Genomic DNA, 21660 nt, shown 5'->3' with positions numbered 1-21660 from the left:
GCACCGGGGGCCGCGGCCGCACAAGGCAGAACAACCGGGCGAAGCGAGGCCGGAACCACCACGGCGGCCATGGCGACGGGAGCCGACCGGACGGCGCCTCAACCGAGAGCGCGACCCCGCAGACGCGAGCCGGCGCGCCGGCGCCGGAAATCCGCGGCGGCCGCTCCGGGAAGGGGAGAACGAGACGGGCGGGGTCGGAATCTCGCGCGGCGGCTTCGGGAGGGCCGATCCACTCGGGCGGGATCGGTGATGCGGGTGGGGTTTCCCGTCAGTCTCATCGTCTCTCCGGGTCGGGCCGGTCCCTCAAGGGCGCTCCTCCTACGTCGTCGCGTCGCTACGCGATGGCCTCCGGCCACCCTTGACCGACCGGCCCGCCCCGGACATCCGAAGACTGGCGGGAAACCCCCAAAAGAACGAGCCGGACGACACTTCCAGGGACGGGGCGATCACAGCTGCCTGACCGGATCCGGGCGGGCACGACCGAGAGACGAGCCCATCCAGACCCGAGCCCTGGGCGGTGGGCGCAGCAAATCGCTACGCGCTCCTCATCCCTCAGCGTCCGACGACCGTCCTGGGCTGGACATAGGCCGCCCACCCTCGTGGGCCTTCTCCCTCACGCGTCCGACGACCGTCCTGGGCCGGTCATAAGCCGCCTCAGATCACTACGCGCTTCTCCAAGACCGCGACAAGCGGCCGGTTGAGGGTTGATGGGGCTGCCAAAGGGGGCTGCCGGCCCATACCTCGGCTAATCCGTAGTGGAACCGGGTCAGCACCAACACGACACCACAAACCAACTGTCAAACAGGGGCAATTGGTGCAAGCTGTCGGCCTTCCAGACCACCCTCGTGCACTGACCCGTATCCACGACGAAATAGCCGCAATCCCACGCCCTTCCACCCCAGCCAACAACCAAGACCCACCCGACACGAACCCACGACGCGTCCGGGCAGACGGACCGGCCGCCAGCCGCCGTCAAAGAAGAGCGCCCCCTGGGTAGGGGCGGCCCATGACCAGCCACAGACAGTCGCCGGACGCCCAGAGATGAAGAACCCCCACGGGGGTGGGCGGCCTATGCCCAGCCCCGGCCGGTCGTCGGACGCAGGTCGAGGACCGGATTGAGGAAGCCGTGGGCGGCCTATGCCCAGCCCAAGACGGGCGTCCGACGCTGAGACGTGAGGAGCGCGTAGCGATTTGGCGCGCCTCCCCCGACCCGGGCTGTGGTCTGGGTGGGCTCGTCTCTCGGTCGGCCCCAGGCCCGACCCGGCCCGGGTTCTCCGACCTGCCCGTCCCTGGCTTGATGGTCCGGCTCGTTCTTTTGGGGGTTTCCCGCCAGTCTTCGGATTTCCGGGGCGGGTCGGTCGGTCAAGGGTGGAGCGCAGCGACATCGCGAAGCGACGCGACCGAAGGGAGCGCCCTTGAGGGACCGGCCCGACACGGAGAGACGATGAGACTGACGGGAAACCCCACCCGCGTCACCGATCCCGCCCGAGGGGATCAGCCCTCCCGAAGCCGCCGCCCGAGATTCCGACCCCGCCCGCCCGATCTCCGCCCGCCCGGTCCCCGCCCGCCCGGTCCCCGCCCGCCGCAGCCGCCACACCACCCCACCCCGGCCGAGGGGCAGCCGCCCTCCGGAGCCGCCGCCCCAGGTTCCGGAGGGCGGCCGCCCCCGCCGCGCCGCCCTCAGAGGTACTCGCGGGCGAACTCCACCGCCCACTCCACCGCCGCCAGGGGGACGCTGCCCGAGTGGGGGTCGATGGTGAGGCGGGCCGATTCCCAGTCCTGGTCGTGTTCGCGGAAGATCGCGAAGCAGGCCTCTTCCAGGGCTCCTTCCGGCCTGACCCGGAACTCGATCGCCCGGTCGTCGCCATCCGTGCCGACCGTGGCGATCTCCATGTCACCGACTACGAAAACCACTGTCCCGCGCTCCTCAGTTGCCGCTGCACACGCACACCAGCAGGACGGACGCGATGCCCATCGCCCCTGCCGCCATGAGGGCGCCCGCCACAGCGACGACGACCGTGCCGACCCGTTCCGTGCGGCGGCGGTAGTCCGCCGGTTTCCACTCGCCCTGGTTCATGCAGCCCAGCCTCCGCCGCGCCACCGGCGTCCACATGAGTGCGCGTACTCATGTGGGGTACTCATGCGGCCTACCCCGTCACCCCCGATCCAGCCGACCACCTGGGGTGACGAGCGCAACACCAGGTGCTCGCGCAGGCCGGCGACCCACTCATTCCGCAGGTCGGAACGGGGACACGGCCCGGGATTCCAAGGGGGGACCACTCCCCTACCCACTCATTGCCCGAAGTGGGACAAATTACCCCTGGACCTCTCTTCGAAAAGACACGTCAAGCCCGCACCCGGGCCCGTAAGCTCCCGTCATGCAGGTGATCCAGTCAACCAAACTCGCCAATGTCTGTTACGAGATCCGCGGCCCCGTGCTCGAAGAGGCGATGCGGCTCGAAGCAGCAGGTCATCGCATCCTCAAGCTCAACACGGGCAACCCCGCGGCCTTCGGCTTCGAGTGCCCTCCGGAGATCCTTGAGGACATGCTCCGCAACCTGGGTACCGCCCACGGTTACGGTGACGCGAAGGGGCTGCTCTCCGCGCGCCGCGCGGTCATGCAGCACTACCAGACCAAGGGCATCGACCTGGACGTCGAGGACATCTACCTCGGCAACGGCGTCTCCGAGCTGATCCAGATGTCGATGCAGGCGCTGCTCGACGACGGCGACGAGGTCCTGGTCCCCGCGCCGGACTACCCGCTGTGGACCGCCTCCGTGTCCCTCGCCGGCGGTACGGCCGTGCACTACCGCTGCGACGAGCAGTCGGACTGGATGCCCGACCTCGCCGACATCGAGCGCAAGGTCACCGATCGCACCAAGGCGATCGTCATCATCAACCCGAACAACCCGACCGGCGCCGTCTACGACGAGGAGATGCTGCGCGGGCTCACGGACATCGCGCGCCGCCACAACCTGGTCGTCTGCTCGGACGAGATCTACGACCGGATCCTCTACGACGGCGCCGTGCACCACAACACCGCCGCCATCGCCCCCGACCTGCTGACGCTGACGTTCAACGGGCTCTCGAAGAACTACCGCGTCGCCGGCTACCGGGCCGGCTGGATGGCGGTCTGCGGCCCCAAGAAGCACGCCACCTGCTACATCGAGGGCCTGACGATCCTGGCCAATATGCGTCTGTGCGCGAACATGCCGTCGCAGTACGCTGTGGCCACCGCGCTCGGCGGCCGGCAGTCGATCGAGGACCTGGTACTGCCCGGCGGGCGGATCCTGGAGCAGCGCAACGTCGCGTACGACCTGCTCACGCAGATCCCGGGCGTCACCTGCGTGAAGCCGAAGGGTGCGCTGTACGCCTTCCCGCGGCTGGACCCGTCGGTCTACAAGATCAAGGACGACCGGCAGATGGTCCTGGACCTGCTGCGAGCCGAGAAGATCATGGTGGTGCACGGCACGGGCTTCAACTGGCCCGAGCCCGACCACTTCCGGATCGTGACCCTGCCGAACGCGAAGGATCTGGCCGACGCGGTGACACGGATCGGGAACTTCCTCGACGGCTACAGCCAGCTGTAGCGGCACACGGTGCGACCCGTCGGAATCCAGCCAACGGGTCGCCTCCCGACAACAGGACACAGCTCAACCTTAGAACCGATCCAATGTAAGATGGTTTCCTGACCACGCAGGAGGCCACCTCATGTACGAGCCGCTCCGCACCAAGCCCGTCGTCCGCGCCACGGGCGCCACCCCGGACGACTACCCGCACAGCAGCCGCGGCGAAGCACTGGACATCCAGCTCGCCGGCCACCTCTCGGCCCTGCTCGCCGTCACCGACGAGCTCGGGCTCGACGAGGGCGCCGCCGAGATCGCCGCCCAGGTCGCACGGCTGCGGGGCGCCCGGCCCACCCGTGCGCCGCGCCACGACGCCGCAGACACCGCCGCGCTGCACCAGCGCGCCCACGACCTGGCCGCCCGCGCGCTCCTCGTCGCCGCGTCCCGCGCCGACACCACCGTCGCGATCCTCGCCGCCGAGCGCATGGACGCACACGCCGCCGCCCTGAAGTCCTCGGACCTGGCCGGCGCCCTCTAGACGGCCCCGGTCCGGGGCCGCGGAGGCTCCGGACCGGGCGCCACGCCCTTGCCCGGACACCTGCGGCAGGGGCGAAAATTGGACAGAATCCGGTGCTCCGAACACGATGAGGGCTGCAACACCGCGGCAGCACGGGGGGAGGCCGCTCCACAGGGTCGATCTCCTCCACTCCGCTTCGTCCCCGTTCGAGCATTCTGGAGAGATTCGCCCATGAGCTTCGGCGATCCGAACAACCCCTACGGCCAGCAGCCCCCGCAGGGTCAGCCCGGCTACCCGCAGCAGGCCCCGCAGGGTGTGCCCCCGCAGTACGGCTACCCGCAGCAGCCGCAACAGCCGGGTGCCGTCCCGCAGTACGGCTACCCGCAGCAGACGCCGCCCCCGTACGGCGCGTACCCGCCGCCGGGGATGCACGCGCCGGGCATGCCGGGCATGCCGGGCAGTGGGATGCCGCCGCTGGCGCACTGGGGTCTGCGCGTGGGCGCGACCCTGCTCGACGGTCTGATCATGGCGGGCCCGATGTACGCGCTGACCGGTATCGGCGTGGCGGTCTCCGGCGACGAGTCGGGCGACACGATCGCCGGCATCCTCAGCCTGATCGGCATGCTGTACTTCCTCGGCATGCTGTTCTTCCAGCTGTACAAGGAAGGCACCACCGGCCAGACGTTCGGCAAGAAGATCGTCGGCATCAGCGTGCACCGCGAGCTCGACGGGGCCACGCTCGGCTTCGGCATGGCGTTCGTCCGCAAGCTGGCCCACATCCTCGACGGCGCCGCCTGCTACATCGGCTACCTGTGGCCGCTGTGGGACGAGAAGAAGCAGACCTTCGCCGACAAGGTGTGCAGCACCGTCGTCATCAAGGTGAACAAGAACGGCTGATCGCCACACGGTGAGGTCCGGTGGCGACGTCCCGACCCGGGACGTGTCCTAGGCAGTCGGTGTGAACTCCGCGCCGGCCACCCCGCACCAGGGCACCGTCGCCACCGGCCACACCGGGCCGACCGCCTCCCCGTACTCGGTCGCGCCCGGGGCCACACCCGGGATCTTCACCAGCGCCTGCGCGGCCCGCCGCTGCGGGTCCGCTTCGGCGCTGTCGCGGAACTCCACGGTGACGACGTACGCACCGGGGCCCTCGGCCCGCCCCGTCGCCTCCACCGCGGCCACCACCCGGCGGCTGGCCGGATCGATTCGGCACCCGGTGACCCGTACGTCCTCCACCGCCGCCCGCGGTGGCGCCTGCGGCGGATCTCCGCCGCTCGCCCACACGTACAGACCCAGCGGGGCGAACACCAGCAGCCCGGCCACCGTCACCAGGCCGACCAGCCAGCCCTGCCATTTCAACGTGCTCACGCCCATGCTCCGATCCTCCCGGGCCGCCGCCCCTCCCACCAGCACCCGAGGGCTCACACAGCATTTCGAAGTGGGACCGCCTGGACACCTGACGTTCATTCAACTTGGCGTGGAATGTGGGTTTCCGCGAGCACGCTGCACCCGTGAGACGCATCCTAGGAATCGTCCTGGGTCTGCTCCTGATCGGCGGCGTGCTCTACGTCGTCGCGGTCCAGGGGCAGGATCACCCAGAAGGCACGGCAACGAAGACCGTGCGTGGCGTCATCGGCTCGGAGAAGTCCGAATTCTTCCGCGACCCCGACGTCGTCAAGGCCCTTGCCGCCAAGGGCTACACCGTGAAGACGGAGACCTCGGGATCCTGGGCGATGGACCAACTCGCCCTCAAGGACTTCGACTTCGCCTTCCCCAGCAGCAGTGAACCCGCCAGGGAGGTCGCGGCCGCCGCCGGACTCAAGGGGGCCCAGGAGACCAAGCCGTTCTTCTCCCCCCTCGTCGTCATCGCCCGCCAGGGCGCCGCCCAGGTGCTGGCCGGCAACGGCCTCGCCAGGATGACCGGCAAGAACTCCGGGACCCTGCTCATGGGCCCCTTCCTCAAGGCCTCGGGCGAGGACCGCACCTGGCAGCAGCTGCCCGGCTCCGCGGCCCACGCCGAGCTGACCGGGACGGTGTTCGTCAAGACCACCGACCCGTCCTCCTCCAACTCCGGCGCCCTCTTCCTGGCCGCCACGTCCAACGTGGCGAACGGCAACACGGTGGTCGCGGACGACGCGGGCATCGACCGGACCGCGCCGCTGATGCGCAAGCTGATCTCCGTCCAGGGCGCGCTGGAGCCCAGCACCGACGACCCCTTCCGGGCCTTCATCAGCGGCAGCGGCGAACCGCTGATCCTGGTGTACGAGTCCCAGGTGGCTTCGCTGCTGATGCAGAAGCAGGATCCGGGCGACATGGTCGTGCTCTACCCGGACACCACCGTCAACTCGGCGCACACCTTCGTGCCGCTGACCGAGAAGGCGCGGGAGCTGGGCACGCTCCTCGCCACCGATCCGAAACTGCGCGAACTGGCCGTGCTCCGCGGCTTCCGCCCGCAGGAGGGTGTGGCCGAGTTCGCCGCAGCGACGGCCCCGCACACCGACTACCTCAACACGGGGCTGACCGGCATCCGCCAGGTCGGCACACCCACCGTCAAGATCCTGATGGCGCTGGCCCAGCGCGCCAAGGGCCAGGGGGACACGCCATGACACTGACACCACCCGAGGACACGTCCTTCCGCCTGAGCCCTCCGGAGCCCGTCGCCCCGGTGCGCAAGGAGCAGGCCGCCGGGCTGGTCCCGCTGCAGGACGGCGTGCGCGAGGAGATGGCCCGCCGGGCCGGGGAGTACGTCGGCTCGCTGGCCGCGATCGATTCCCGCTCCCCGGAGTTCGCCCAGCGCATCGGGGAGATAGCCGGCCTCGGCCAGGCCGACATCCGCAGCGCCGCGCAGCAATCCAACCGGATGCTGGAGCGGGCCGTGCGCTCGCTGGGGCCGGACGGCGGTGGCGACGCCCAGGCCCGGGTCGCCGGCTCGCTGGTGGAGCTGCGGCGCACGGTAGAGGACCTCGACCCGCGGGACACGCCCGCCAAAGGGGCCCGCAAGCTGCTCGCGAAGCTGCCGGGCGGCAACCGGTTCCGCGACCACGTGGCGAAGTACGCCTCCTCTCAGGCCACCCTCAACAAGATCGTGGGCTCGCTGCGCAGCGGCCAGGACGAACTGCGCCGTGACAACGCGGCCCTGCACACCGAGCGCTCGCGCCTGTGGGAGACGATGGGCAAGCTCCAGGAGTACGCCGTCCTGACCGAGGCCCTGGACGGCGCCGTCGAGCAGCGGGTCGCCGAGGTGGAGCAGGCCGATCCGGGTGCGGCCGACGCGATGCGCGCGGACGTGCTGTTCCCGGTCCGGCAGAAGCACCAGGACCTGCTGACGCAGCTGGCCGTCTGCGCGCAGGGCTACCTGGCGATGGACGTGGTCCGGCGCAGCAACGACGAGCTGATCAAGGGTGTCGACCGGGCGGCGACCACCACGGTGTCCGCGCTGCGGATCGCCGTGATGCTGGCCTCGGCCCTCGACAACCAGCGCAAGGTGATCGAGCAGGTCGACGCCCTGCGGGGAACGACCGAGGAGCTGATCCGGGGCAACGCGCAGATGCTGTCCACGCAGAGCGGCGAGATCCAGCGGATCGCGGCCGATCCGGCGGTGGGCGCGGAGACCCTGCGGACGGCGTTCGCGCAGATCTACAAGACGCTGGACGCGATCGACACGTTCAAGGTGCAGGCGACGGAGAACATGGCGGCGACGGTGGAGTCGCTGGCCGGGGAGCTGCAGACCGCCTCGGCGTACCTGGCCCGCACCCGCACCGCCGGTGCCCTTGAGGGCGGTGCCCTGTGAGGGCGGCCGGGCGGTCCGTCCCGGGCGCGGCAGGGGTTGTGCCCCGGCCCCCGCGGCCGGGGCGCCGGCTGGCCCGGACGGGCTTCGCGCTCGTCCTCGCCGTGCTCACGGCGGCGACGGCCTGCACCTCCGGCGAGCCCGCCGGGCCCGAGGAGACGGCCTACAAGGAGGGCACCCTGCGGGTGCTGGCCTCCAGCGAGCTCGCGGACATGGAGCCGGTGCTGGAGCAGGCCCGGAAGGCGACCGGGGTCACCGTGAAGCTCACGTGGTCCGGGACGCTGGACGCCGCCGAGCAGGTCGCTTCCGGGCAGGCCGACGGCAAGTACGACGCGATCTGGCTCTCCTCCAACGACTATCTGAGGCTGCGGCCCGAGGCTGCCGGGAAGCTGTCCAGCGAGACGCCGGTGATGTCCTCGCCCGTCGCCCTCGGCGTGAAGCCGGAGGCGCTGGCCCGGCTCGGCTGGAAGCCCGCGGAGGTGACCTGGCCGGCGGTGCACGAGGCGGTCGTCGCCGGGAAGCTGACGTACGGGATGACCGACCCGGTGCGATCCAACTCCGGTTTTTCGGCGCTGGTCTCGGTGGCCTCGGGGCTGTCGGGCGCGCAGGCGGCGCTGAGCGACGCGGACGTGCGGGCGGCCACCCCCCGGCTGAAGGAGTTCTTCGCCGGGCAGAAGCTGACCTCGGGTTCCTCGGGCTGGCTCGTCACGGCGTACGGCAAGCGCGGTGACGTGGACGCGCTGGTGAACTACGAGTCGGTGCTGCTGTCCATGAACCGGGACGCGAAGGGCGCCGGGGCTCCGCTGACGGTGGTCCGGCCGCGCGACGGCGTGGTCACCGCCCACTATCCGCTGACACTGCTGACTTCGGCCCCGGCCGGGGCCCGTGATTCCGGGCGTGCGCTGACGGAGTACCTGCGGGGGCCGGAGGCGCAGAAGGCGATCACCGAGCAGACCTTCCGCCGTCCGGTCGCGGCCGGGGTGGTGCCGGCCGCGGGGCTGGACGCCGAGAAGCGGCGCGAGCTGCCGTTCCCCGGTTCGCGGTCGGTCGCGGACGGGCTGCTGGCCAGCTACGAGAACGAGCTGCGCAGGCCCTCGCGGACGGTGTACGTGCTGGACACCTCGGGTTCGATGAGCGAGGAGGACCGGATCGGGCGGCTGAAGTCGGCGCTCACCGAGCTGACGGGTTCGGGGAGTTCGGGGACCGGGCAGCGGTTCCGGGACCGGGAGGAGGTGACGCTGCTGCCCTTCGGGTCGAAGGTGAAGGGGGTGGACACGCACGTGGTGGAGCCGGGCAATCCGGGGCCGGCCCTGGACGCGATCCGCAGGGACGTGAGGTCGTTGGAGCCGGACGGCGGGACGGCGGTCTACGGCAGCCTGGAGGCGGCGTACCAGCAGCTGGGCAAGGGCGGCACGGACGCGTTCACCTCGATCGTGCTGATGACGGACGGCGAGAACACCGAGGGGGTCGGGGCGAAGCACTTCGACTCCTTCTACGCGGCCCTGCCCGAGGCGCAGAAGCGGACGCCGGTCTTCGCGGTGCTGTTCGGCGACTCGGACCGCAAGGAGCTCACCCACATCACCGAACTGACCGGCGGGCGGCTCTTCGACGCCACCGGGGGGACCGGTTCGCTGGCCGGAGCATTCGAGGAGATCCGTGGCTACCAGTAGGGCGGGCCGGGTCCTTGAGTACCTGGAGTCGAAGAAGAACCTGGCCGGCTCCGCCTGCGGCGTGGCCGGCCTGGGCCTCACCCTCGCCGGGGTGGCGGGTGCGTACTGGCCGCTGGTGGTCGGCGGGCTGTACGGGGCGGGCGCGCTGATCGCACCGCCGGAGCGGACGGCGCCGCCGCCGTTCGATCCGCGTGAGGAGCTCGGTGTCCTGCGCGAGGACTTCGGGCGGCTGCGGGAGTACGTCGCCGGGGTGGAGCTGCCGACGGGGGCCGCGGAGGCCCTCGCGGCTCTGCTGGAGCTGTACGGGGCGCTGCTGGAGCCGGGGTGGGTGGCGGATGTGCTGGTCACCGACCCGGAGGCGGTGCACGCCGTGTCGCGGGCGGTGCGACAGGACGTGCCGGAGAGCGTGGACGCGTACAACCGGACCCGCTGGTGGAGCCGGATGACGCCGGGCGGTGAGTCGCCGGAGCGGCATCTGGAGCGGCAGCTGGGGCTCCTGCGCGAGGAGGCGCAACGCGTAACGGCGGGCCTCCACGAGGTGGAGGCCCGCCGTCAGCAGACGCACACGACCTATCTGGAGGAGCGCGGACGCTCCTGACCGGACGGGTCGGTGCTGCGGTGGGCGCCGCTTGGTCGGGGGCTCCCACAGCGGTGGGACGCCGCTTGGTCGGGGGCTCCCACGTTCATCGGCCCTTCTTCAGGGCGCGTCCTGGCTCAGCCCAGGCGCTCCACGAGTGCGTGGTACTGGTCCCACAGCTCCTTGGGGGTGTGGTCGCCGTAGGTGTTGAGGTGCTCGGGGACCAGGGAGGCCTCGTCGCGCCAGACCTCCTTGTCGACGGTGAGGAGGAAGTCGAGGTCCTCGGCCGGGAGGTCCAGGCCGTCGAGGTCGAGGGCGTCCTTGGTCGGCAGGATGCCGATGGGGGTGTCGACGCCTTCGGCGGTGCCGTCGAGGCGGCCGACGATCCACTTGAGGACACGGCTGTTCTCGCCGAAGCCGGGCCACACGAACTTGCCCGCGTCGTTCTTGCGGAACCAGTTCACGTAGTAGATCTTCGGGAGCTTGGACTGGTCCTTGCCCTTGGCGACGTCGACCCAGTGGCCCATGTAGTCGCCCATGTTGTAGCCGCAGAACGGCAGCATGGCGAAGGGGTCGCGGCGCAGTTCGCCGACCTTGCCCTCGGCGGCGGCGGTCTTCTCGGAGGCGATGTTCGAGCCGATGAAGACGCCGTGGTTCCAGTCGAAGGACTCGGTGACCAGCGGGACGGCGGAGGCGCGGCGGCCGCCGAAGAGGATCGCGGAGACCGGGACGCCCTTGGGGTCTTCCCACTCGGGGGCGATCGTCGGGCACTGGGCGGCGGGGACGGCGAAGCGGGCGTTGGGGTGGGCGGCCGGGGTCTCGGACTCCGGGGTCCAGGCGTTGCCCTTCCAGTCGATGAGCTGGGCGGGCGCCTCTTCGGTCATGCCCTCCCACCACACGTCGGAGCCGTCGGGGGTGAGCGCGACGTTGGTGAAGACGGTGTTGGCGTACATGGTCTTCATGGCGTTGGCGTTGGTGTGCGCGCCGGTGCCGGGGGCGACGCCGAAGAAGCCGGCCTCGGGGTTGATCGCGTAGAGGCGGCCGTCCTCGCCGAAGCGCATCCAGGCGATGTCGTCACCGACGGTCTCGACGGTCCAGCCGGGGATCGTGGGCTCCAGCATGGCGAGGTTCGTCTTGCCGCAGGCGGAGGGGAAGGCGGCGGCGATGTACTTCGCCTCGCCCTCGCCGGCCGGCGGGGTGAGCTTGAGGATGAGCATGTGCTCGGCGAGCCAGCCCTCGTCGCGGGCCATGACGGACGCGATGCGCAGGGCGTAGCACTTCTTGCCGAGGAGGGCGTTGCCGCCGTAGCCGGATCCGTAGGACCAGATCTCGCGGGTCTCGGGGAAGTGCGAGATGTACTTGGTGGTGTTGCAGGGCCACGGCACGTCGGCCTGGCCCTCGGCGAGCGGAGCGCCGAGGGTGTGGACGGCCTTGACGAAGAACCCGTCGGTGCCGAGCTCGTCGAGGACGGCCTTGCCCATGCGGGTCATGGTGCGCATGGCGACCGCGACGTAGGCGGAGTCGGTGATCTCGACGCCGATCGCGGAGAGCTCGGAGCCGAGCGGGCCCATGCAGAACGGGACGACGTACATCGTCCGGCCCTTCATGGAGCCGCGGAAGATGCCTTCGCCGCCGGCGAAGATCTCCTTCATCTCGGCGGGGGCCTTCCAGTGGTTGGTCGGGCCCGCGTCCTCCTCCTTCTCGGAGCAGATGAAGGTCCGGTCCTCGACGCGCGCGACGTCGGACGGGTCGGAGGCGGCGTAGTACGAGTTCGGGCGCTTCGTCTCGTCGAGCTTCTTGAACGTGCCCTTGGTGACGAGCTCCTCGCACAGGCGCTCGTACTCGGCCTCGGAGCCGTCGCACCAGACGACGCGGTCCGGCTGGGTGAGGGCTGCGATCTCGTCCACCCAGGAGATCAGGTCCTGGTGAGTCGTCGGGATGGTGGGAGCCGCGTTGTCGCGCGCCACGATTGCTCCTTGTTGAGGGGTGGTTTGGTGTTTGCCCCGTGGGGGCTGCGACCCGGACGCTTCGCGCTCCGCTCATCCGGTGCCGACCGCACTCATCTGATCATCCGGTGGATGTGCGCATATGTCCAGAGGGCCTCTCACGTGAGCATTGCCACGTCCGTCAATCTTCCGTAAAGACCACTAACGGAAACCTACGGACCCGTAGGTAGCATGGCGCGCATGACTTCTGACCCCGCCGCCGTCCCGGCCGCCGAGGCCACACCGGTAGTCGAGGCCCTGGAGGCGGCCGAGACCGCCCTGGAGGAGAAGCCGCTGCTGCGCGGCTGGCTGCACCTCGGGATGTTCCCCGCCGTGATCGTCGCCGGCCTCGTGCTGATGGCCTTCACCGACTCCACCCGGGCCCGCGTCGCCTGCGGGGTGTACATCCTCACGGCCTGCCTGCTCTTCGGGGTCAGCGCGGTCTACCACCGCGGCACGTGGGGGCCGCGCGGCGAGGCCATCCTGCGGCGGCTCGACCACGCCAACATCTTCCTGATCATCGCGGGCACCTACACCCCGCTGACCGTCCTGCTGTTGCCGCCGTCCACCGGGCGGACCCTGCTGTGGGCGGTGTGGATCGCGGCGGCCGCCGGCATCGCCTTCCGGGTCTTCTGGGTCGGCGCGCCGCGCTGGCTGTACACGCCCTGCTACATCGCCATGGGCTGGGCGGCGGTCTTCTTCCTGCCCGACTTCATGCGCACCGGTGGGATCGCCGTCCTGGTCCTGGTGATCGTCGGCGGGCTCCTCTACAGCGTGGGCGGGGTCATCTACGGCATGAAGCGGCCGAACCCCTCCCCCCGCTTCTTCGGCTTCCACGAGGTCTTCCACTCGCTGACCCTCGCGGCCTTCGTCGCCCACTACGTCGGCATCTCGCTCGCCGCGTACCAGCACTGATCCGACTGATCCGACTGGTCCGACTGATCCGGGAGCGGCGGCGGCCGGTGGCCGCGGCCCGCGCGCTCAGCCGGAGTCGGAGCCGGACTCGTGCAGGGCCGCACCGAACAGCCGGTCGGCCAGCTCGCCGAACACGGCGCTCAGCTTCCCGTCGGCGATGTTGTCGGCGTACCCCTGGAACGCCAGCCCCGCCACCGCCTGGACGGCGGGCGTCACGTACTGCGGGCCGACGAGGTCGATGGGGAACGGCTCCCCGGGCGGCCAGGGTCCCGGCCAGTTCTTGGGCCAGGGGATCTTCACATGCGGCGGCGTGGGACACATGTCGTCACCGACCGCCTGCAGGATCTCCCGGGCGTCACGGCCCCCTTGATGCGCCCCGATCGCCGTCTCGGCGACCCCTTTCACCGTCTGCAGGACGGCGATCCGCAGCTGTTCGCGCGGCGGGAGCGGCTGGGGGTTGAGCGCGACGGCCGAGCCACCGTCGAGGGACCGGACCCCTGCCACGCCGGCCACGCCGGCCGCGAACACCGGCCCGTGCGGATTGATCGCATCCCACATCTCGGGCCTGACACGGGCCGCCAGCCGCACGATGCGCGCGGTCTGCGATGCGCTGATCGGACTCGCCATGGTTCGGCCTCCCTGCTCGGGTGACGGCAGCCACACCCCTCCCAGTGTGCGCGGATCAAGAAGGACCGCAACCAGGGCCCGCGACCAGGGCCCCGACCGTCCGGAGGGCGGCGGGGTCCCGGCCCGCCGCCGCGCCCGCAGGAGCGCCGGGGAACCCTCAGGGGCGGGTCCCGCCCAACTGCTCGGCCAGCTCGCCCGGTTCCGTCGTGGGCCGCGCGCAGACGAAGTGCCGGCACACGTACGCCGTCGGAAGGCCCTGCACGAGGGTGCGCTCGGCCAGCAGGGGGAACTCGCCGCCACCGCCGTCCGCCGCCACCGGAAGACCGGCCGCCACCACCGCCCCAGGAGCCGTACCCAGCAACGCGGTCCGGTGCAGCAGCGCCAGCGCCGGGTCTTCCGGATGCCCGACGACCGCCACTTCACGCGGACCGTCCAGGAGCGCCTCGGCCACCGACAGCCCGTGCCCGATGAAGCGCGGCACCCGGGGCCCGAGCGCGTGCACCACCCCGAGCGCCCGTTCCGCCGCCGTACGGTGGGCCGCCGATCCGGTGTGCGCGGCGTACGAGAGCAACGCGCCCGCGGCGGCCGTCCAGCCCGACGGGGCGGCCGTGTCCGTCGGATCCTGCGGCCTGCGGATGAGCTGCTCCGCGTCGTGCGCCGTGTCGTACAGCGACCCGTCCTCGGCGGTGAACCGGTCCATGACCAGGTCGACGAGGAACCCGGCGAACTCCAGCCAGACCCCCTCGCCGGTCACGGACGCGAGCGTGAGGAAGCCCTCCGCCACGTCGCCGTAGTCCTCCAGCACCCCGTCGTTGGTGCCGACCTGCCCGTCCTTGCTGGTGCGCGAGAGCCGGGCCCGGCCGTCCATGTGCACGCGCACCAGCAGATCGGCGGCCTCGGTCGCCCGCTCCACCAGGTCGGGCCGTTCGAAGTACGCCCCGCACTCGGCGAGCGCGGCGATCGCCAGCCCGTTCCACGCGGCGACGACCTTGTCGTCCCGCCCGGGCGCGGGCCGCCGCCCCCGCACGGCCAGCAGCCGCTCCCTGATCCCGGCGAGCCTGCCCGCCTCCACCGCGGGCCCGTCCTGGGGCAGTTGCAGCACGGACGACCCGTGCTCGAAGGTCCCCTCCTCGGTCACCCCGAAGTACCCGGCGGCGAGCGCCCCGTCGTCCTCCCCCAGCACCTCGCGCAGCTGGGCCGGCGTCCAGGCGTAGTAGGCCCCCTCGACGTGCTCGCCGGTCAGCGGGTCCTCGCTGTCGGCGTCGAGCGCGGAGGCGAAGCCGCCCTGGTCGGTGCGGAGCTCCCGGACCATGAAATCGGCGGTCTCCAGGGCGATCCGGCGCGCGAGAGCGGACCCGGTGGCGCGCCACAGGTGGGCGTAGACCCGGCAGAGCAGCGCGTTGTCGTAGAGCATCTTCTCGAAGTGCGGGACCACCCACTCGCGGTCCACGGAGTACCGCGCGAACCCGCCCGCGAGCTGGTCGTAGATCCCGCCGCGTGCCATCGCCTCGCACGTGTCCGTGACCATCTGGAGCGCGCCCTCGGATCCGGTGCGCGCGTGGTGGCGCAGCAGGAACTCCAGCACCATGGACGGCGGGAACTTCGGAGCCCCGCCGAATCCGCCGCGTGCGGCGTCGTAGTCGCGGGTCAGCCCGAGCAGCGCCTGCGCGAGCTCCTCGGGGCCCGGCGTTCCGGCCTTGCCGTAGTCCAACTCCCGCCCGGCCAGGTCCCGTACGATCCGCCGCGCGACCTCGGCGACCTCCTCGGGCCGTCCCGTCCAGGCGGCCTGCACCCCTTCGAGCACCTGCATGAAGGAGGGCATGCCCTGCCGGGGCTCGGGCGGGAAGTAGGTGCCGAAGTAGAAGGGCTCGGCGTCCGCGGTCATGAACACCGACATGGGCCAGCCGCCCTGCCCGGTGGCGGCCTGCACGGCCTCCATGTAGACGGCGTCCACGTCGGGACGCTCCTCGCGGTCCACCTTGATGTTGACGAAGTGCTCGTTCATGTAGGCGGCGGTCGGTTCGTCCTCGAAGGACTCGGACCGGAGCTGGTGGCACCAGTGACAGGAGCTGTACCCGACGCTCAGGAAGACGGGTACGCCCCGCCTGCGCGCCTCTGCGAACGCCTCCGGCGACCACGGCCACCAGTCGACGGGGTTGTCGCTGTGCTGGAGGAGGTAGGGAGAGGTCTCGTTCGCGAGGCGGTTCGGCATGGGATCATCCTGCCGCACCGCGCACGACGCGGACTCGTGGCGGCGCCCTCAGGTCGCCGAATCCACGGGTTGGACACGATCGGCCCACTTCCACACCGGGATCACACGCGAATGATCCCAAGTGCCGCAGCCCTTGCGCCCGGGCCTGATCACCAGACCCGCGAAGACCGAAGTGATCACCTTGCGCTTCTCTTCCAAAGCCATCCCGCCCGACAGCCACCGCAGCCGTATGGGCTCCGGAAGCCTGACCCGGCCCCGCCCGTCCTCCGGGAAGAGGAGCCGTTCGACGGCCTCTTCCACGAGCGGCCCGCTGATGGCACAACGACCGCAGCCACGTCCGGCGGCCCCGTTGCAGACGTAGTTGAACGGACTCCTTCGGCTGCGGCTGCTCGTGGCTCCCATCGAGCTCCCGCACGTGCCTCCCTCCCCCAGCTCTGCCCCGCACCGCAGGAGCCCGCTGGCAAGGTACTTCGGGCCGGCTCTGCGGTCGGTGAGCCGCGGGCTGAGCGGACCCCTGTGCATGAACTGGCTGCCGGGCGCAAAAGTCGCGCAGACCGCCTTCCACTGTTCGGGCGTGACGATGGCCTGCCAGGCTCCGACCACCGGCTCCCCCGTCACCGGATCCGCCAGCAGCTCGCCCCGGTTGCCGCGGAATCCGCAAACGCGCGGGGAAGTGATGATCTGCGTGACCGTCTGCGGGTTGGGACGGCCCCCACGGGTCCCTGTGATGCTGAGCGCGTTCCACTCCCGCGCGACCTGGCCTACGGCCTTGCCCGCGATCCGGTCCTCGATCGCCTTCCGTACGAGCGCGGACTCCACCGGGTGCAGGGTTTTCCGGTCCTCCTGCCATCCGAAGGGCCTGGGACCGCTGTGCGGCAGCCCGTCCATCGCCCGTGACCAGTGCCAGTCCTGCACCCTGCGGCTCCGCGTCCGACCTTCCTCGGCCGCTGCTTGAAGGGACTCCGCACCCTGGAGGAGGCCCGTCTTGCTGTACGGGTCGCGCAGGCCGTCCCGGTCGACGTACACCCGCCCGGGTTCGCTCGTCAGCGCCGCCATGAAGCGGATGAAGTCCTCCGGCCTGCGGTACAGCCGGTCGTCGGCGACCGCGACGACGCCCATCAGCGGTCCGGCGACGAAGGCGTGTCCACGGTGGAGGTCGGCGAGCAAGTGGTCGAAGGCCGGGCGCTGCCGGTCGTCCTTCGTGGCGGTGCGCGCGCTGTCCGTGTACGTCGCGACGACGACACAGCCGTACTGTGCGGCGGTGCCTTCGTTGATGCGGTGCTGGTGCCGTACGCCGCGTCCCTCCTGTCGCGGTGCGTCCTGCGACGTACGTGCGTAGGACGCGACCGGAATGCGGCCGCCCTCGGTCTCGTGCGGCTTGGAGTCCATGGCGCCCCCTCATCTTCGAGCTCGTGTCCGATGTTCGCTTCAACGAGCGAAGCGATGGTCGGGTTACGACATCACTGCCGTTTCAGGAGCGGGGCCAGGTCGGCGGTCCAGGTGTCGCGGGTGGCGGTCCAGGTGCGGGGGCAGTCCGCGCGGGGCGGTGTCGCGAGGTCCGGGTGGCGGGCGGGGGCCGCGCCGTAGACCGCGCAGCGGTGGGACTCCGCGCGGGCCGGGTCCGGGGCGTGGTCGTCGTCGGGGTCGGGGGCGGGGTCCCGCGCGGGATCGGCCGCCGCCGCGAGGTCGTAGGCGCGGGCGGCGGTCAGCAGCGCGTGGTCGCCCCGCGGGTCGCGCAGGAGCATCAGCTGGGCGAAGCGGTCGGCGGCGTCCTCCTCGGCACGGCCCCGGTCGCGGACGGGGAGGTCCAGGGCGTCGACGAGGGCGTGGCCCGCCTCGTGGTGGAGGGTCTCCCGGACGACCTCGGAGAGGGCTTCGTCGGCCGGGCGGCCGTCGGCCTCCTCGAACAGGTGCCGGTCCTCCGTGAGGTCGTCGTAGCAGAGCTCGATGCGGTGGGTGCCGGGGTCGTAGCCGCTGCCCTCGCCCGCGCAGGAGCGGGCGACGACCGTGATCCGGTAGGGGACGTCGAGGTAGGCGTTGAGGTCGGCGGTGACGCGCTCGACGAGCTGCGACCGCTTCAGGAAGCCGGCGCTGTCGCGGTCGGCTTCGGCCGGTTCCTCGTGCCGGGGTACGAACCCGCGGTCGGGCGGCGCTGGTTGACATCCGGCGAGGGCCGGGAAGAGTGTCGTCGCGCACACGGCCGACACGAGAGCGGTGCGTAAGCGAGGGAGCGTCATGTTGCCCTCCGAATATGTCAGTTGACTGATTCCGACCCGACTGTAGGAAAGAGTGCGCACTTCCCTCTGAAGTAGCTCAGATTCCCTCGCGCTCGGCGTGGTCCCGCAGGACACTTGGGGCTCGTTGCCGGAGCTCTCTGAGGGGGATGCCGATGCGGGACAGCCATCGCGGTGATGCCGAGCGGCTGTTGGAGCGGGCCGTGGACGACGCCGCGCAGCGGGGAACGGGCGCGGGCGTCGACCGGGCGACACTGCTGGCTCGGGGCCGGGAGGCGCTGGACGCGCTCGCCGCGAGTGCGGCGCCGGAGTACGAGGCGTACGTACGGGCTCTGGACGAGGCGGCGGCCGGGGACCAGTCGCTCGGCGAGGCCTTCCGGCGGGGTGATCACTCCACGGCGTTGCTGGTGACGGCGGTCGCTGCGGCCACGGCGGTGGGCGCGGACTTGTCGCTGGGGGTCGCGGCGGGTACGGCGCTGACCGCGGGGGCCGTGGTGGGGATCTCCGGGGCGGTGGCGACGGTGGCGAAGGTGACGGCGCTGCACCTGCCGGCCGCGAACCGGCGGGCCGGGGAGCGGGGCCGGCCGGGCGGGCCGGAGCAGTTGAAGCTGCAGTGGCTGTCGGCGCTGGAGGTACGCGGGATACGGCCGTTCCTGGAGCAGCAGCGTGCGGTGGCAGCGGCGGCGCGGGCGGCCCGGCCCGTGGCCCGGCCGGCGGTGGCGCGGCCCGCTCCGCGGCTGCGGGGTGCGGACCGCAGCGCGGAGGCACGGCGGCGCAGTGCGCTGGAGCACTCCTTCGGGCAGCTGCCGGATCCGGTGGAGGGGTTCGCGGGGCGGCGCTCCGAGCTGACGCGGATCGCGCAGTGGGTGCAGGCGGCCCGGGCGAGCACGGAGACGCGGCCCGTGGTGGTGGTGCTGCACGGTGAGCCGGGGGTGGGGCGGACGGCGCTGGCGCTGCGGGCGGCGCACGCTCTGCGGGACCAGTTCCGGGGTGCGTGCGTGGTGGACCTGCGGGGCGGTTCCGCCGGGGAGGTGTCCGGGGAGGCTCCGCTGGCCACCCGGGAGGCGCTGTTGCACCTGATGAACCGGCTGGGTGCGCCGCGCGAGCAGTTGCTGTTCCGCGAGGGCGCGTCGGCGGAGCAGCAGGTGCGGCGCCTGGGCGAGCTGTACCACCTGCATCTGCAGGGGCTGCCGGTGACGGTGCTGCTGGACGACGCGGTGGACGCGGCGCAGGTGCGGACGCTGGTTCCGGAGCGTTCGGAGAGCCTGGTGCTGGTGACGGCGCGGGAGCCGCTGGAGCTGCCGCCGGATCTGGCGGCGTGGGTGTACCAGCTGCCGGTGGAGCGGCTGGCGCCGCAGGAGGCGGCGGAGCTGCTGCGGGCGGTGCGGGCGGATCTCACGGAGGAGGCCGTCGCCGCTGCGGTGGAGCTGGGCGGCGGGCTCCCGCTCGCGCTGCGGTTGCTGGCTCCGTCGGCGGGCGGGGACAGGGCCCCGGGCGGCGGTGCGGCGGCCCCGGTGGAGGCCGGAGTGGAGGCCCCGGTGGAGGCCGGGCACCTGGCCGGGCACCCGGCAGCGCACCCGGCTGCGCACCCGGTGGAGGCGGCGCTGCGCGCGGCGGACGCGCGGCTGTCCGAACCCGCCCGGCAGCTGCTGCGGCGGCTGCCGCTGGCCGGGCGGGCGTCGCTGGGCGCCGCGGCGGCGGCCGCGCTGGTGGACGTACCGGAGGCGGCGGCGCTGCGGACGCTGGAGGAGCTGTGGGAGGCCGGGCTGATCGAGCGGGTGCGCGGCCGGCGGTTCCGGATGCACGACGCGGTGCGTACGTACGCGGCGGCGCGGTCGGTGGCGGACGAGGACCGGGCGCAGGCCGCGGCGGCGCACGAGCGGCTGATCCGCGACTACGCGCGGCTCGCGGACTCGGTGATCCGGATGGTCGACGGGAAGATGTCGACGCGGGCGAACACGTTCCTGAAGGGTCCCGTCGGAGGGCACGGTTTCACCTCGCTGGACGCGGCCCTGCGCTGGCTGGACGACGAGTCGAGCTTCATCACGGCGGCGCTGCGGCATTCGGAGGGCGTGGACCAGCAGGCGGTGCTGGACCTGCTGGGCGCGCTGTGCGATTTCTGCCTGCTGCGCGGGGACCTGTACCGGCTGGGTGAGATCGACGAGCTGACGCAGGTGGTCGCGGCGGGTCAGAACGGGCCGAAGGGTCAGCAGGGGCGGCTGGTGCGGTCGGTGCAGTGGCGTACGGGTATCGCGGCGCGCCAGCTGGGCGAGCTGGACAAGGCCCGCACCACGCTGACCTCGGTGGTGGACCAGTACATGGAGGCCGATCAGGAGGCGGCGGCCGCGATGGCCCTGATCTCCCTCGGGATCACCTTGCACCACCAGGGCAACCTTCCGGAGGCGTCGGTGCGGATCCGGGAGGCGCTGGTGCTGCAGGAGCCGCCGGAGCTGGCGGGTGACCGGGCCTGGGGTCTGCACGCCCTGGCGGCGGTGGAGCGGGACCGGGCGCGGCTGGCGGAGGCGGCGCGGCTGCTGGAGACCTCGCTGGCGCTGCACCGGGAGAACGAGAGCGTGCACGGGGAGGCGTGGGCGCACTTCCAGCTGGGTCAGGTGCACCTGCGGTTCGGGGACGTGGAGCGGGCGGAGGTCGAGCTGCGGCTGGCCCTCGACCTGTACGGGCGTACCCGTGACGACCGCGGTGAGGCCTGGGCGCTGACCCAGCTGGGGCGGGCCCGGGTGGTGGACGGGGATCCGGGGCCGGCGGCGGACGGGCTGCGGGAGGCGCTGGCCCGGCACCGGGAGGCGGAGGACGCGCGCGGGGAGGCCTGGACGCAGTACTACCTCGGGCAGGCGCTGGAGGTGGGCGGGGAGCGCGACGAGGCGGTGCGGGAGCTGGAGCGGGCCCGGACGATGTTCTCGCGGATGCGGGACGTGTACGGGCTGGCGTACGCCCGCCACCACTCGGGCCGGGTGACGCGGGACCAGCGGGCGGCGCAGACGGGGAACCTGCGCAACTCCGGTTTCGCCCGTCAGCTGCTGGTGGACGCGCGTGCGGACTTCCGGCGGATCGGTCTGGCGCACGGCGAGGCGTGGACGTGTCTGGAGCTGGCGGTGGTCGACGCGGGCAACGGGCGGCTGTCGCAGGCGCTGGGGCTGTGCGAGGAGGCGGTGCGGCTGTTCATCGCGTACGGGGACCGGCGCGGGGAGGACTGGGCGCGGTTCCTGCGGTGCACGATGCTCCCGTACGCGGTGCCGGCCGCGCCGGAGGAGGCGCGGGCGGAGCTGGGGCGCCTCGTGCAGGCGCCGCATCCGGCGCGGGACGGCCGGCTGGAGGACTGCCTGGAGACCTACTCGGTGATCCTGGGGCGGGGGGTGGATCCGGCGGAGGGCTGGCAGGCGTGGCGGCTCGGCCTGGTACCGGACCTGCACGCGCGGGAGGTCATGGGCGTGCCCCGGACCTGACCCGGCTCGGCGGACCACGGCTGACCATGGCGGACCACGGCGGCCCCGCCCCTCCCGTCCCCGCCGCTCCCCCGCCGGTTCGCGGGGCGGCCGACGGGCCGGGCGG

Annotated in this window: 17 protein-coding genes; 9 read left to right on the top strand and 8 right to left on the bottom strand. The window is 72.0% G+C overall.

The window, feature by feature from the left end; genetic code table 11:
* Nucleotides 1-1680 precede the first annotated feature (1680 nt).
* Entirely contained in the window at nt 1681-1914 is a 234-nt protein-coding gene (locus tag DEJ51_RS21070) for a hypothetical protein (RefSeq protein WP_150258961.1), read from the bottom strand.
* A 13-nt stretch (nt 1915-1927) separates the two neighbouring features.
* Nucleotides 1928-2077, bottom strand: a complete 150-nt coding sequence (locus DEJ51_RS34605; protein WP_190620525.1) for a hypothetical protein — start codon at nt 2075-2077, stop codon at nt 1928-1930.
* Nucleotides 2078-2378: 301 nt separating this feature from the next.
* On the opposite strand from DEJ51_RS34605, the gene DEJ51_RS21065 reads away from it, so the two are divergent.
* From DEJ51_RS21065 to DEJ51_RS21055, 3 genes are all read left to right on the top strand, one after another.
* Nucleotides 2379-3590 carry a pyridoxal phosphate-dependent aminotransferase gene (locus DEJ51_RS21065; protein WP_150258960.1) on the top strand — a complete coding sequence of 404 codons (1212 nt, stop codon included), beginning with the start codon at nt 2379-2381 and terminating at the stop codon, nt 3588-3590.
* Nucleotides 3591-3711: 121 nt separating this feature from the next.
* Nucleotides 3712-4104, top strand: a complete 393-nt coding sequence (locus tag DEJ51_RS21060; RefSeq protein WP_150258959.1) for a hypothetical protein — start codon at nt 3712-3714, stop codon at nt 4102-4104.
* A 210-nt stretch (nt 4105-4314) separates the two neighbouring features.
* Nucleotides 4315-4980: an RDD family protein gene (locus tag DEJ51_RS21055; RefSeq protein ID WP_150258958.1), complete on the top strand. Its 666-nt coding sequence runs from the start codon at nt 4315-4317 to the stop codon at nt 4978-4980.
* 48 nt (nt 4981-5028) lie between these two features.
* On the opposite strand, the gene DEJ51_RS21050 is transcribed toward DEJ51_RS21055, so the two are convergent.
* Nucleotides 5029-5451: a hypothetical protein gene (locus DEJ51_RS21050; RefSeq protein ID WP_150258957.1), complete on the bottom strand. Its 423-nt coding sequence runs from the start codon at nt 5449-5451 to the stop codon at nt 5029-5031.
* Between the two features lie 143 nt (nt 5452-5594).
* On the opposite strand from DEJ51_RS21050, the gene DEJ51_RS21045 reads away from it, so the two are divergent.
* The 4 genes from DEJ51_RS21045 to DEJ51_RS21030 are packed head-to-tail and all read left to right on the top strand — an operon-like array spanning nt 5595 to nt 10138.
* A complete protein-coding gene (locus tag DEJ51_RS21045; RefSeq protein ID WP_223835908.1) occupies nt 5595-6689 on the top strand; it encodes a substrate-binding domain-containing protein in 1095 nt (364 codons plus the stop codon).
* Entirely contained in the window at nt 6686-7873 is a 1188-nt protein-coding gene (locus DEJ51_RS21040; protein ID WP_150258956.1) for a toxic anion resistance protein, read from the top strand. The genes DEJ51_RS21045 and DEJ51_RS21040 overlap by 4 nt, the downstream gene beginning before the upstream one ends.
* A gap of 38 nt (nt 7874-7911) precedes the next feature.
* On the top strand, nt 7912-9540 hold the full coding sequence (locus tag DEJ51_RS21035) for a substrate-binding and vWA domain-containing protein (protein WP_190620523.1): 1629 nt from the start codon (nt 7912-7914) through the stop codon (nt 9538-9540).
* The gene (locus tag DEJ51_RS21030; RefSeq protein ID WP_150258955.1) at nt 9527-10138 is read left to right on the top strand and encodes a hypothetical protein; all 612 of its coding nucleotides are present in this window, start codon (nt 9527-9529) and stop codon (nt 10136-10138) included. The genes DEJ51_RS21035 and DEJ51_RS21030 overlap by 14 nt, the downstream gene beginning before the upstream one ends.
* Nucleotides 10139-10254: 116 nt before the next feature.
* Here DEJ51_RS21030 and DEJ51_RS21025 read toward each other — a convergent pair whose 3' ends face one another.
* On the bottom strand, nt 10255-12084 hold the full coding sequence (locus DEJ51_RS21025) for a phosphoenolpyruvate carboxykinase (GTP) (RefSeq protein WP_150258954.1): 1830 nt from the start codon (nt 12082-12084) through the stop codon (nt 10255-10257).
* Nucleotides 12085-12303: 219 nt separating this feature from the next.
* Here DEJ51_RS21025 and trhA point away from each other — a divergent pair, with 219 nt between their 5' ends.
* Nucleotides 12304-13017, top strand: a complete 714-nt coding sequence (gene trhA, locus DEJ51_RS21020) for a PAQR family membrane homeostasis protein TrhA (RefSeq protein ID WP_190620520.1) — start codon at nt 12304-12306, stop codon at nt 13015-13017.
* A 66-nt stretch (nt 13018-13083) separates the two neighbouring features.
* Here the strand turns inward: trhA and DEJ51_RS21015 are convergent, their stop codons facing one another.
* From DEJ51_RS21015 to DEJ51_RS21000, 4 genes are all read right to left on the bottom strand, one after another.
* Nucleotides 13084-13644 (bottom strand): hypothetical protein, encoded by a 561-nt coding sequence (locus tag DEJ51_RS21015; RefSeq protein WP_150258953.1) that lies wholly within the window; start codon nt 13642-13644, stop codon nt 13084-13086.
* 157 nt (nt 13645-13801) lie between these two features.
* Nucleotides 13802-15856, bottom strand: a complete 2055-nt coding sequence (locus tag DEJ51_RS21010) for a thioredoxin domain-containing protein (RefSeq protein ID WP_190620518.1) — start codon at nt 15854-15856, stop codon at nt 13802-13804.
* A 48-nt stretch (nt 15857-15904) separates the two neighbouring features.
* A complete protein-coding gene (locus DEJ51_RS21005; RefSeq protein ID WP_150258951.1) occupies nt 15905-17245 on the bottom strand; it encodes a recombinase family protein in 1341 nt (446 codons plus the stop codon).
* A 71-nt stretch (nt 17246-17316) separates the two neighbouring features.
* On the bottom strand, nt 17317-18093 hold the full coding sequence (locus DEJ51_RS21000) for a DUF4344 domain-containing metallopeptidase (RefSeq protein ID WP_150258950.1): 777 nt from the start codon (nt 18091-18093) through the stop codon (nt 17317-17319).
* A 152-nt stretch (nt 18094-18245) separates the two neighbouring features.
* On the opposite strand from DEJ51_RS21000, the gene DEJ51_RS20995 reads away from it, so the two are divergent.
* Nucleotides 18246-21554 carry a tetratricopeptide repeat protein gene (locus DEJ51_RS20995; protein ID WP_190620515.1) on the top strand — a complete coding sequence of 1103 codons (3309 nt, stop codon included), beginning with the start codon at nt 18246-18248 and terminating at the stop codon, nt 21552-21554.
* Nucleotides 21555-21660: the final 106 nt, after the last annotated feature.

Origin of the sequence: Streptomyces venezuelae (genome assembly GCF_008642275.1) — a bacterium.
GTDB classification, from domain to species: Bacteria; Actinomycetota; Actinomycetes; order Streptomycetales; family Streptomycetaceae; genus Streptomyces; species Streptomyces venezuelae_E.
This window is presented reverse-complemented; position numbering and strand designations above follow the sequence as displayed.